Annotated in this window: 11 protein-coding genes; 3 read left to right on the top strand and 8 right to left on the bottom strand. The window is 68.6% G+C overall.

All coding sequences use genetic code 11. From position 1 onward, the window contains the following. Window positions 1–2 precede the first annotated feature (2 nt). Window positions 3–2351: an NAD-dependent DNA ligase LigA gene (gene ligA, locus ACN0TP_RS03670; RefSeq protein WP_417216780.1), complete on the top strand. Its 2349-nt coding sequence runs from the start codon at window positions 3–5 to the stop codon at window positions 2349–2351. Beyond that, complete coding sequence (locus ACN0TP_RS03665) at window positions 2348–3184, top strand: inositol monophosphatase family protein (protein ID WP_417216777.1); 837 nt, start codon at window positions 2348–2350, stop codon at window positions 3182–3184. Before ligA ends, ACN0TP_RS03665 begins: the two co-directional genes overlap by 4 nt. A 21-nt stretch (window positions 3185–3205) precedes the next feature. Here ACN0TP_RS03665 and ACN0TP_RS03660 read toward each other — a convergent pair whose 3' ends face one another. From ACN0TP_RS03660 to ACN0TP_RS03625, 8 genes are all read right to left on the bottom strand, one after another. Continuing rightward, on the bottom strand, window positions 3206–4021 hold the full coding sequence (locus tag ACN0TP_RS03660) for a sulfite exporter TauE/SafE family protein (protein WP_417216774.1): 816 nt from the start codon (window positions 4019–4021) through the stop codon (window positions 3206–3208). A gap of 71 nt (window positions 4022–4092) precedes the next feature. Then, window positions 4093–4947: a glucosamine-6-phosphate deaminase gene (locus ACN0TP_RS03655; protein ID WP_417216772.1), complete on the bottom strand. Its 855-nt coding sequence runs from the start codon at window positions 4945–4947 to the stop codon at window positions 4093–4095. Between the two features lie 31 nt (window positions 4948–4978). Then, entirely contained in the window at window positions 4979–5926 is a 948-nt protein-coding gene (locus ACN0TP_RS03650; protein ID WP_417216769.1) for an ROK family protein, read from the bottom strand. Continuing rightward, entirely contained in the window at window positions 5923–7413 is a 1491-nt protein-coding gene (locus ACN0TP_RS03645; protein WP_417216766.1) for a glycoside hydrolase family 3 protein, read from the bottom strand. The genes ACN0TP_RS03650 and ACN0TP_RS03645 overlap by 4 nt, the downstream gene beginning before the upstream one ends. Then, a complete protein-coding gene (locus tag ACN0TP_RS03640) occupies window positions 7410–8249 on the bottom strand; it encodes a carbohydrate ABC transporter permease (protein ID WP_417216764.1) in 840 nt (279 codons plus the stop codon). Before ACN0TP_RS03640 ends, ACN0TP_RS03645 begins: the two co-directional genes overlap by 4 nt. Then, window positions 8246–9253 (bottom strand): carbohydrate ABC transporter permease, encoded by a 1008-nt coding sequence (locus ACN0TP_RS03635; protein ID WP_417216762.1) that lies wholly within the window; start codon window positions 9251–9253, stop codon window positions 8246–8248. Before ACN0TP_RS03635 ends, ACN0TP_RS03640 begins: the two co-directional genes overlap by 4 nt. 86 nt (window positions 9254–9339) lie before the next feature. After that, complete coding sequence (locus ACN0TP_RS03630) at window positions 9340–10707, bottom strand: extracellular solute-binding protein (RefSeq protein WP_417216759.1); 1368 nt, start codon at window positions 10705–10707, stop codon at window positions 9340–9342. A 71-nt stretch (window positions 10708–10778) separates the two neighbouring features. Next, window positions 10779–11930, bottom strand: coding sequence for an ROK family transcriptional regulator (locus tag ACN0TP_RS03625; protein WP_417216756.1), 1152 nt, complete (start codon window positions 11928–11930; stop codon window positions 10779–10781). A 125-nt stretch (window positions 11931–12055) separates the two neighbouring features. Between ACN0TP_RS03625 and ACN0TP_RS03620 the strand changes: the two genes are divergently transcribed. Beyond that, entirely contained in the window at window positions 12056–12580 is a 525-nt protein-coding gene (locus ACN0TP_RS03620) for a GNAT family N-acetyltransferase (protein ID WP_417216753.1), read from the top strand. The last annotated feature ends 23 nt before the right edge of the window (window positions 12581–12603 follow it).

Here is a 12603-nt window from a genome sequence, read left to right as displayed (position 1 = left end):
GGGTGACGAACAGCGAGCAGCAGGACACCACGGCCCGTACCACCACGAAATCCACGGAGGGCGCCACGACGTCGGCCGGCGAGGAGGTCATCCCCGCGGACCGCCTCCGCGACGAGTACCAGCAACTCATCGAGGACGTGCGCCGGTACAGGACCGCCTACTACGTCGAGGACAGCCCGGTCGTCTCCGACGCCGAATTCGATGTGCTGTTCCGCCGGCTCGAGGAGATCGAGCAGCTCCACCCCGAGATCGTCTCCAACGATTCGCCCACCCAGGAGGTCGGCGGTGAGGTCTCCGCCGCCTTCTCGCCGGTCAAGCACCTCACCCAGATGTATTCGCTCGAGGACGTGTTCTCCCTCGAGGAGCTCACCGCGTGGCTCGAACGCGCCACGGTGAACGCCGGAACCCGGGCCGCCAAGCACCAGTTGCGGTGGCTCTGCGAGGTGAAGATCGATGGGTTGGCCATCAACCTGCTGTATCGCAACGGAAAGCTCGTGCGGGCCGCCACGCGTGGCGACGGGACCACCGGTGAGGACGTCACCCACAACGTGCTGACCATCAAGGACATCCCCACCGAGCTGGCCGGGAAGAACTGGCCCACGGAGGTCGAGGTCCGGGGCGAGATCTTCTTCCCGTCCCAGAAGTTCAGGGAATTCAACGAGGCGCTGCTCGAAGCCGGCAAACCAGAATTGGCCAACCCGCGCAATGCTGCAGCCGGGTCGCTGCGCCAGAAGGATCCCGCCGAAACCGCGAAACGCCCGCTGGGCATGTTCGTCCATGGGTTCGGTGTGCGCGAGGGCCTGGACGCGGCCTCCCAATCCGAGACCTACGAGCTGCTCAAGGAGTGGGGGCTGCCCGTCACCCCGTACTCGCAGGTCGTGGATTCCATCGACGAGGTGCTGGCCTACATCGAGAAGTTTGGGGCGGACCGCCACTCGCTGGTCCACGAGATCGACGGGATCGTGATCAAGGCGGACGCCTTCGCCATCCAACGCGCCCTCGGATACACCTCCCGGGTCCCGCGCTGGTCGGTGGCCTACAAATACCCGCCGGAGGAGGTCCACACCCGGCTGCTGGACATCCGCGTCAACGTCGGACGCACCGGCCGGGTGACCCCCTACGGGGTGATGGAACCGGTCAAGGTCGCCGGCTCCACCGTGGAAATGGCGACCCTGCACAACCAGGATGTCGTCAAGGCCAAGGGCGTGCTGATCGGCGACACCATCATCCTGCGCAAGGCAGGGGACGTCATCCCCGAGATCGTCGGCCCGGTGCTGCCCCTGCGGGAGGGCCGTGAGGAGGAACTGCGCGAATTCGTGATGCCCACCCACTGCCCCTCCTGCGGTGAACCGCTGGCCCCGGCCAAGGAGGGCGACGTCGACATCCGGTGCCTGAACGCCCAATCCTGCCCCGCCCAGCTGACCGAGCGCATCGCCCACCTGGGAGGCCGCGGTGCCTTCGACGTCGAGGCGTTGGGCGAGGAAGCAGCCCTGGCCCTGACCATGGGCCCCGGCCCCGACCCCGCAGGACTGGGCGGCATCGCCGAGCCGGCCGGCCCCGGCCCGATCACCAACGAGGCCCAGATCTTCGACCTGGCCACCGGCCACGCCGATGACACGCTGCGCGATGCCCTCGCCGAGGTCAAGGTCTGGCGGGAAATCCGCCGCAAGGGCGTGCCCACCGGAACCTTCGAACTCGTGCCCTACTTCTGGACCAAGGGCACCGACAAAAAGCCCTCGGCGCCCACCGCCAACACGAAGACACTCTTCAGCGAACTCGAAAAGGCCAAGACCCAACCGCTCTGGCGGGTCCTGGTCGCCCTGTCCATCCGCCACGTCGGGCCCACCGCCTCGCGCGCCCTGGCCACCCACTACGGGTCCATGGACGCCATCCGCACTGCAGTCACCGCCGAGGACGCGATGGAAAAGCTCGCCGACGTCGACGGGGTCGGGCCGATCATCGCCGAGGCGCTCATCGAATGGTTCGGCGTCGACTGGCACTTGGACATCCTGAAGGCGTGGGCCACCGAGGGGGTCCGCATGAAAGACGACTCCCACGGCCAGACCGAACGCACCCTGGAGGGGCTGACCATCGTGGTCACCGGTTCACTCGAGGGATTCAGCCGCGACGAAGCCAAGGAGGCGATCATCATCCGCGGCGGCAAGGCGTCCGGTTCCGTCTCCAAGAAGACCAGCTACGTGGTGGCCGGCGAGGCGGCAGGATCCAAGCTGGACAAGGCCCAATCCCTCGGGGTTCCCGTGCTGGACGAGGACGGCTTCCGCACCCTGCTAGCAGAAGGCCCCGCACCGGAAACCGACCAGGAAGCCACGACCGACGGAGACACCGCATGAGCCACAACACCGCAGCAACGCCCGACCTGACCGCCGAGCTGTTGGCCACCGCGCGACGCGCCGCCGCCGCCGGTGCCGCCGTGTTGGCACAGCGCCACGGCGTCCACATCGAGGCCGACACCAAGTCGGCAGCGGGGGACTGGGTCACCGACTACGACCGCCGTGCCGAACAGGCAGTCCGCGAGGTCATCACCGCCGAACGCCCCCGGGACGCGATCACCGGCGAGGAATACGGCAACACCACCCCCGCCGACGCCAGCCCGTACCGGTGGTCCATCGACCCGTTGGACGGCACGGCGAACTTCGTGCGCGGCATCCTCTACTACGCGACCTCGGTCGCCGTCGCCGGCCCCGCACCCGAGGGCACCGGCGAGCAGGTCTGGCTGGCCGGCGTCGTGCAGGCACCGGCTTTGGCCAGCACCTGGTGGGCCTCCCGCGGTGCCGGGGCCTGGCTGGGGGGAACCGACGCCGGGGACGACGCCGGTGCCCGCCGGCTCACCGGTCCCGTCCCCGGGGCAGCTGGTGCCCTGGTTGCCACCGGGTTCGGCTATGACGCGGAACGTCGCGACTTCCAGGTCCAGGCACTGGCCGCGCTGATGCCCGGATTCGCCAACGTGCGCCGCATCGGGTCCGCCGCCTTGGATTTGTGCCTGGTCGCAGACGGCACGCTGGATGCCTACGCTGAATATGGCACCGGCGAACACGACTGGTCCGCCGGGGCCCTCATTGCCGAGGAGGCCGGCTGCCCGGTGTTGCGGCCGGACACCGACCCGGGCTGGCAGGCCGTCGGGTACGTGGACTTCGACCAGCTGCCGGCGCCGCCGGCCGGTTGAGCGCCGCACAACCGGCTGGGCTCAGGCCGGGCGGATCACCAGCATCGACACCAGCACCACCACCAGCAGCACGATGAAGGCGATGGCGTGGACGCGGTCGGGCATCTTGCCGACCAGGCGTTTGGCCACGGCAATCGTCGGCAACGACCCGGCCAGCAGCCCGGCCATGGCCAGCAGGTCGATGTAGCCGAGGCGGCCCGCCGCCAGGGCGCCGGTGGTGGCCGGCAGCGAGAACGCGTACACCGCAGCGCCGACGACCGAGACGGGAACCGAGAGCGGGTTCGCCATCGCCGCCGAGGTCGCCATCGGCAGGCCCAACCGGCGCAGCAGGGGCACCGTCATGATGCTCCCGCCCACGCCCAGGAAACTGGCGACGGCACCGATTCCGAGCCCACCGACGCTGGTGGTCACCGGTCCCAACCGGCGTTCGGGGGCGTCCGCGGAACGGGAGATGAACCCACGCCGCAGCAGCGAGTCCACGATCGTGATCGCCAGGTAGGCGATGAACAACACGTGGAGCAGGGCATCCGGGACCCGGGTCGCCACCAGTGCGCCGATGAGTGCGCCGACGCCGATGTAGCCGACCAGCGGGAACAGCATCCCGGTCCGCAGCCTGCCAGATCGCCAATGGGCCAGCGTCGCCGAGAGCGAGTTGACGATCATCACGGCCGTCGAGGTGGCGACGGCCACCAGCATCGCATCGGGCCCGGTACCCGAGGCGACGGCCACCGCGTACACCACCGGGACGATCACGAAACCGCCGCCGAAGCCGAACAGCACGGTGGTCAGTCCGGTCAGGATGCCGAAGGCGGCGAAGGTCAACAGGGTGGGAAGCATGATCCGATCCTAGGAGAGGTCGCTCGAAGACGGCTTCCCCATGACGTGGCCGGAAACGCCCCCGCGCGTGCTCACGGCGTCCCGAGTCCGGCAGCGGCGTCGTCATAGTAGGACCGGTTGCGCAGGCGGGCCGCTGCGGCGCCGTCCAGGACGACCACTGCATCGGGGTGCCACTGCAGGATCGAGGCCGGGCAGGACGCGCTGAGCGCTCCCTCCACGGCGGCGGCCACAGCGGCTGCCTTGCCGGAGCCGGTGGCGATCAGCACCAGGCGGCGGGCTCGGGCGATGGTGCCCAACCCCTGGGTGAGGCAATGGGTCGGCACGTCAGCGGGGTCGGCGAAGAAGCGCGCGTTGTCGGCGCGGGTTTGTGCCGCGAGCCGTTTGACGCGGGTGCGCGATGACAGGGCCGATCCGGGCTCGTTGAAGCCGAGGTGCCCGTTCACCCCGATTCCGAGGATCTGCACGTCGATGCCGCCGGCATCGATGATCTGCCGCTCGTAGTCGTGGGCCCGCCGCGTGAATCCGGCTGCGGTTCCAGTGGTTTCCGCGGTCGCGTCGGGGACATGGAGCCGGTGAGTGGCCAGCCCGATGACGGCGCAGACCTCGCGTTCCAGGATGCGGCGGTAGGACTGGGGATGGCCGGCCGGCAGTCCGATGTACTCATCGAGGGCAAACCCCTGCGCATCGCCGAACCATGCCTCCGAGCGTTCGACGGCCCGCCCGAGTTCCGCGTACAGCCCCAGGGGTGAGGAGCCGGTGGCCAGGCCCAGCACGGGTGGCAGGCCGTCGTTGCACGCTTCCTTTCGTGCGCCGGGAAGGCCGGCCAAGACGGCGGAAGCGGCGCTCCGGGCGGCCTGGGCGGGCGACGTGCAGATCAGGACCTGCATGCGTGCACCGCCCCCGACGGGTGCTGTGGCGTGCTGCACGCACGAGGTGTCCCGGGGTCGACGGTGCCCCTCATGCGGGGACTCCCGAGGGCCGCTGCGGTGTGGGCAGGGGCCCGTGCTGGAGCATGGCGGCACCCAGGGCGGCAACGGGCAGGTCGGCGGGTACCAGCTCGATCCGGGAGGCCAAATTCAGTGATGCCACGAACTCGGAGGCCCGGGCGCGTTGTTCGATTTCCCGGGCCAGGGCCGTGCTGAGGTCCCCACCGAGTCGGGTGAGCCCGCCGCCGATCACGATCCGGTCGGCCCCGGTGGTGAGCACCAGCATCTGGACCGCCAGGAACAACCCGGCGGAGAGCTGCGCGCCGGCGGCCGCAGCGGAAGTGTCCCCGTTGTCGGCGGCCACGAAGGGATTGCGCCCGTGCGGTCGGCCCGATCCACCCGGTGGCCACATGCGTTCGAGTGCCGAACCGGAGACCAGGGTTTCGAGGCAGCCGCGTTGACCGCATTTGCAGACGGCATCCCCACCCATCGGCAGGTGTCCGATTTCCCCCAGGGAACCGTCGGAGCCGCGCAGGACTTCGCCGTTGCGGACCAGGGCTGCTGCCAATCCGGTGCCGATGTTCAGATAGGCGAGCGTGCCGTCGGTGTTCCGCTGGTCCAACAGGTGGTGGGCACCCAGGGCTGCCGTCTTGACGTCGTTGTCGACGGCGACCGGTTGGTCCAGTGCGGCCCCCAATCGTCCGGCGAGGTCGAGTCGCTCGACGCCGAGGTTGACGGCGTGGCTGACGAGTCCGCTCTCCCGGTCCACGAGGCCCGGCATGCAGGCCCCGATGAAGGAGAGGCCGGCCGTCGTGGTGCCCGCCGCGGCCACCGCCTCGAGGGCCAGGGATGCAGCGACCCGCACCACGGCATCCGGGCCGTGGCCCGAGGCCCTGGTGCGCAGGACGGCCAGCCGGCCATCGGTGTGGACGATGGCCGCTGCGGTTTTGGTTCCGCCGATGTCCAGCCCGAGTTTCATGCGTTTCCAGCTTCCGGCAGGACAGTGGACCGTGGGCGTCCGCCGTCGAGCAGGAACCGGGCCAGGGCCTGCCCGACGACGCGGGAGGCGCCGAACGTCACGACGTCCGCAGCCGCCCGCGGCCAACCGCAGTCGACGAGGATCACCGGATGCCCGGCCGCCCGTAGCCGGGTGGCGGCATCGTACGCCGGGTGGCCCGAATGCAAACCACGGGCCACGACGGCGACCTTGGACCCCGTGGCCACCGCGGATTCGGCGGTCATTGCATCTGCGGCCGCCGGGCCCCACGGAACCTGCCCGACGGCCATGTTGGCGGCCGATTCGACCTGGACGATCACCGCTGGTGCCGGATCGCGGAGCCAGGCGGCGGTGTTGGGGCCGACGTCGAAGGCCTCTTCCAGCCGTGGGCCCACCGGGGTGGCGGGGGAGGCGTCAGTACCCCGAACACGTGGGGAACCGGCAGGCGGCGCTGCAGGCGGCACGGCAGGGAAGCCCGACGCCAGCCGGGTGTTGCGGGCCACGGCGTCTTCGAGTCGGGACGCAGGGAGCCGGCCCGATTCCACGGCGTCGACGATGGCATCGAGGCAGGCAGCGTAGAGCCCACCCGTCGTTCCGGAACCGAGGCACAACATGTCAGCCCCGGCAATGAGGGCGCGGACGGCGGCCTCGGGGATCCCAATCCCGGCGGAGGCACCTGCCATGTCCAGGGCATCGGTGATGACCACACCCCGGAAGCCCAGTTGGCTCCGGAGCACCTGCTGCAAGATGGCGGGCGAGAAGGTGGCCGGACGCCCGGGATCCAGGGCCTCAACCACGATGTGGCTGGTCATGATGGCGGCACCGCCGGCTTGGACGACGGCGGCAAAGGGCACCAACTCGCGCCGGTGCAGGGTCCCGGCGTCCACCGTGACCCGCGGAAGGTCCAGATGGGAATCTGTCGTGGTGTCGCCGTGGCCGGGGAAATGCTTGGAGCAGGAGGCCACGCCCGCTGACTCCAACCCGGCGATCCATGCCGCGGTGTGCCGGGCCACCAGGTCGGGATCATCGCCGAAGCTGCGTACCCCGATCACCGGATTCTCCGACGCCGAATTCACGTCGACCACCGGGGCCAGGCTCAGGTTGATGCCGAGGTCCACAAGTTCGGTCCCGATGGCAGCGGCGCTGGCCCGGGTGAGCTGCGTGTCGTCCAGCCGGCCGAGTACTGCGTTGCCCGGCTGGTCGGATCCGGTGAGATAGTGCAGGCGCGTCACATCGCCGCCCTCCTCGTCGGTGGCCAGCAGGGCGTGCGGGGCCAGCTCACGCAGCCGGGCACAAAGTTCCCGCAGCTGGGTGGGGGAGGCCATGTTGTCCCCGTAGAGGCAGATGGCCGACAGTCCTTCAGCGTAGGCCTGCAGCACCCACACCGGGGCCGAGGTGCCGATGAAGCCCGGCAGGAGGGTTCCTGCGGCACGACGCCGGAGGATGGCACCGGATCCCGTGCCGCTCATCCCTTCACCGCCCCGCCGACCAGCCCACTGCTCATGCGGCCCTGGACGATCAGGAAGAAGACGATCACCGGCAGCGCGACCAGGGTGGAAGCGGCCATGACCATTCCCCAGTCCGTCTCACGGCTGGCACTGGCCTGGACGAATCCCCGCAACCACAGCGGAAGCGTCTTGGCCTGGTCTTCGGTCATCACCACCAGGGCGATGGTGAATTCGTTCCAGGCCTGGAGGAAGGCGTAGACGCCGGAGGCGACCAAACCCGGTGCCAGGAGCGGAAAGGTGATGCGCAGGAATGCCTGGGTGCGGCTGAGGCCGTCGACCATTCCCGCCTCCTCCAGTTCCACCGGAATCCCGGCGACGAATCCGCGCAGCATCCACACGGTGAACGGGACGACGGCGGCGGTGTAGAGGACGGTCAGGCCCACGACGTTGTTGAGCAGTCCCACCGAGGACATCATCTTGTACTGGGCGATGAACAGTCCCTCGGCCGGAAGCATCTGGATCAGCAGCAGGGCGAGGATGAACGAACGGCGGCCACGGAAGCGGAAACGGCTGACGGCCAGTGCCCCGAGGAATGCGATGACCAGGGTGGCCGCGACGGTCGCCAGGGTCACCGTCAACGAGACGGCCAGGGCGGGGAGGAACCCGCCGTCGGCGAAGACTGCGGCGAAGTTGTCCAGCGAGCCGCCCCAGGGCACGAAGGTCGGCGTGGCGCTCTGCAGCACGACATTGGGCAGCAGCGAGGAATTGAGCATCCAGTAGACCGGGAAGGCCCACGCCAGGGCGATGGCGATGGCCAGCAGCGAGTACAACGAGGTGGCGACACGGGCGGACCTCATGCGGCTTCCTCCTTCATCAGGGAACGGACGTAATACCAGCTGACGGCCACCGTGATCAGGAGCATGACGATCGACACCGCGCTGGCGCTGCCGAAGTCACCGGAGCCGACACCCAGTTGGTAGATGTAGGTGCCCAGCAGGTGCGTTTCGTTGGCCACGCCGCCGGCATCTTGGAGGAGTTTGATCTGGGTGAAGACGCGCAGGTCCCAGATGATCTGCAACAACAGCACGATGGAGAGCACGGGGGCGATCAGCGGCAGGATGATGAGCCGGACCCGCTGGATGCCGGCGGCGCCGTCCATGGCAGCCGCCTCCAGGACCTCTTCCGGGATCTGGGTCAACCCGGCATAGAGGCTCAGGGCGACGAACGGCACGCTCATCCACACCACGATGATCGCCGCGATGGCAAAGAAGGTCACCGGCTCGGCCAGCCAATTGTGCCCGGCGGCATCGACACCGATGCGTGTCAGCAACCAGTTCAGGACACCCCGGCGCCAGTCGACGAGCCACACCCAGACGGTCATGGCCGCCACCAGCGGCATGGCCCAGGCCAGGAGCATGGACACCTGCAGGACCAACCGCACGACCGTGCCCACCCGCTTCATCAGCAGGGCTAGCAGGCCACCAATCAGGACAGTGGCGAACGCGCACACCAGGCAGAACAGCAGGGAGCGTCCCAGGACCGTCCACAGGGCCGGGTCGGTGAAGATCGTGACGTAGTTGGCCAGGCCGACGAATTCCGGGGGCAGGCCGAATTGTTGCTTGAGCCCAAACTCCTGGAAGCTCGTGGCAACCTGCCACGCGACGGGATAGCCCAGCGCGCCGACCAGCACCGCGATGGTGGGCAGGACCAGCAGCAGCGGCAGCACACCCCGACGCCGTCGCGGCCCACGCGATGCGGTGCCGGATCCGGAGGCGCGACCCGGTGTCTCCGGATCTTCGGGCGCCACCGTCCGCACTTCCCGGGGGGAAGACGACGGCGGTGCCTGGGTTCTGGGCGTCATGGTGGCCTCTCATCGCGGCGTTGGGGGCGGGTGGATGGACGGCCGGCTGTCCCGGCCCGGTGGGGCAGGGACAGCCGGCCGGCGTGCTACTCCATGTTCAGTTTCGGCGTGATCTTCGCGTCGTACTCCGCCGCGAGCCCCGCGAGGTCGTTGGAGTCGCGGATCTTGCCGAAGAACTCCTCGAGGATCTGCGAGGACTCCACAGCTGCCCATCCCGGGGCCGCCGGGGTCAGCTTCGAGTTCGACGCCGAGGCGATGGACGCCTGCGCGAACTGGTCGTCGCCGAGCGAGGAGTTGTACTCGCTGTTGGCCGGACCCAGGCCCGCCTTGCCCAGCATCTTCTGGTAGTCCGCGGAGAAGATGATGCGCATCAGGTCCTTGGCCAGTTCGGGCTGCTGGGATTTTGCGGAGATGCCGATGTTGGAGCCGCCGGCCAGGACGGGTGCCGGCTGGCCGTCGTTGCCGGGGAGCACGAAGGTATCGAACTTCTTCTCGTCCCAGACACGCGTGTTCTTGCCGTCATCGCCCTTTTCCAGGTTGCCGATGGACCAGTGGGCCCACCCCGGGGCCATGATCGTGGCTGCCGCCAGCGACGTCTTGCCGGTGGGCTTGCCGGCGTCGTCCAGGATCTCGTCGGCGTCGTTGATGTAGAGCCACGGCGTGACGTCCTTGGCGTCGGAGGGGGCCTTTGAGGCGTTGCGGTAGAGGTCCTGGAGCTGTTCGAGGCCCTTGATGGTGTTGGGGTCCGAGAGCGTCGACTTCCATTGGCCATCGACCTTCTTGGCGAGGTCCCCGCCATTGGCGAAGATCCAGGAGATGCCGTTGCGCCAGTCCTGCCCACCGATGAAGAAGCCGGAGAAGTTCTTGATGTCCCGGGGGTTCTTCTCGGTGATGGTCTTCACCGCCGTGTTGAACTCCTCGAGGGTGCCGGGCTTCTCGACCCCTGCCTCCTTCCAGAGGTCGTTGCGCATGAACATGTACCGCGAACCCGAGTAGTAGGGCAGGGTGAACTTCTTGCCATCCACCGAGCCGGCCTCGACGAACGAGGGGATCAGCTTCTCGCCGCCGAGTTCGTCATACATGTCGGAGAGGTCCAGGAAGGCGCCCACATTGGTGAAGGTGGGAGACTGGGTATTGCCCATTTCGACGACGTCAGGGGTGTTGTTGGCGTCGGGCAGCGCAGTGGTCATCTTGGTGACCAGGTCGCCCCACCCCTGCTCCTCGATCTTCAGGGTGGCCCCGGTCTGGGCGGTGAATTCCTTCTTCAGGTAGCTGCGCAATTCGTCAGGGGTGTCGCCTCCGGCGAGCCACAGGGTGATGGACTTTCCCACGTTGTCGGCGGCCGCCGTGGAGGACTGTGCCGGCGAGGATGCCGCTGAAGTCGACGAGCCGGCACATCCGGAGAGTGCCAGCGCAGCGGCGGTGAGCGCCGCGAGGCCCAAGAGCTTTTTCATTGCTGTTCCTTCGGGTTGGAGCGAGGCGATGCCGGGGGGCACCTCCATCTGGTTCAAGCGCAGTTCGACTCTCAGGCCACCCCCAACCGGTTCCAGAGGACCAGGACGGCCGTTCCGAGCAGGACGATGTCCTCCGGGGCCGCAGCCAACCGGACCGAGACCGGGGGCGGTTGCTGGGGGAGTAGGCGTTGGCGGAGGGTGCGTTCGGTGCTGGCCAGCAGCGGGCCGTCCAACAGGTCGGTGGGTCCGCTCAGGACGATGTCCGTCAGATCCAGGGCGCCGACCACCGGTGCCAGGGCGATGGCCAACCGTTCCCCGGCGGTGCGCAGGACCTCGTCCGAGGCGGCTGCGGGATCTGCGGCGGCTGCGGCCGTGGCCAGGCTGTGTTTCAGCGACGGCACTGAGAGCCACGTTTCAAGGCAGCCGTCCTTGCCGCAGCTGCACCGGGTGCCGCCGTCGGTGCCCACCGTGACGTGGCCGATTTCCCCTGCGGCGCTGTGGACACCACGCACGCGCTGGCCTCCGATGATCAGGCCCGATCCGACGCCGCGACCGACCTTGATGAGAATCATGTCGGCGCCTCCTTCGCCGAAGGTGTAATCGGCGTGGACGGCAGCGTCGGCGTCGTTGGAGACCAGGGTGGGCAGGCCGGTTTCGGTTTCGAGCAGCGTGCGCAACGGGACATCGGTCCATCCGAGGTTGGGTGCCGTCAGGACCACGCCGTCAGCGTTGACGACGCCGGGCGTGCCGACGCCGATGCCCAGCAGCGGGGCCGTGGCCAGGGCTGCAGCTTCCCGCGCCATGTCCAGGACGAGTTCGATGACGGCATCGCCGGTTTCCCCGGTCAGGCGCCGCTCGGTCCGGGCCAGGATGTTGCCGTCGAGGTCCAGGACTGCAGCGCGCAGGATGGAGTCCTCGGCCAGATCGAGTCCGAGGATCTGCAGGCCGCGGCGGTTGAGGTCCACGAGCATGGCCGGCTTGCCCGGTCGCACAGCACCGGTCTGGCCCAGTTCGATGACATGGGTGCGCTCCATCAGCTCGGCGACCAGGTCGGAGACCGTGACACGCGTCAACCCGAGTGCACGCGAGAGGTCGGCGCGGCTCATCGGGCCCCCCGAGTGCAGGGTCTGGAGCACCAGGGACAGGTTGTGCTCGCGTCCGTGGGAGGGCAGGGCTGCGTTCTCGAGGGACAGGCGGTGTCTGCGGGCGGGTGCGCTGGTCATGAATGTTAGTAAAGTGTACTAACAATCAAAAAACAAGACGTGGATCACATTTTTCTTGACGATCCGAAAGGCACCGCGGGGAACGATGCCGGGGCAGTGTCCCGGCGGTGGCAAAATGGACGACGATGACTTCTTCCGCAGCGCACCCGCCGTCCACGATCACCATCCGCCAGGCCACGGCGGCCGATTATCCCGAGATCGCCCGGATCACCGTCGAGTCCTACCTCTCGGCGGGGCACTTCGACGATCCGGACCACCCCTACCTGCAGGTGGTCCAACAAGTTGCCGAACGTCACGCGGCAGCCGAGATCCTCGTCGCCGAGCGGGACGGAGTGGTCATCGGCGCAGTGACCCTGGTGCGGGCGGGCAACCCGTATGCCGACATCGCGCTGGAGAACGAGCTCGAATTCCGCATGCTCGTCGTGGATCCGGCAGCCCAGCGCTCCGGGGCCGGACGGGCAATGATGCAGGAGATCATCCGGCGCGGACGCGCGATGGACGGGGTGGACACCGTCTCGCTGACCACCGGCAGCAACTGGCTGGCCGCCCAGGCCCTGTACACCCACCTGGGGTTCCGCAACGTCCCGGAGCGCGACTGGCTCGTGCCCGACACCGACATCCTGCTCAAGGTCTACACCCTGGCCCTCTAAGCGCCCGCGGGCCGGGGGAAACG

Origin of the sequence: Arthrobacter sp. (genome assembly GCF_048266065.1) — a bacterium.
In the GTDB taxonomy this organism is placed as follows: Bacteria; Actinomycetota; Actinomycetes; order Actinomycetales; family Micrococcaceae; genus Arthrobacter_H.
Note: the sequence above shows the minus strand (reverse complement) of the source record. Positions and strands in the feature narration are given on the sequence as shown.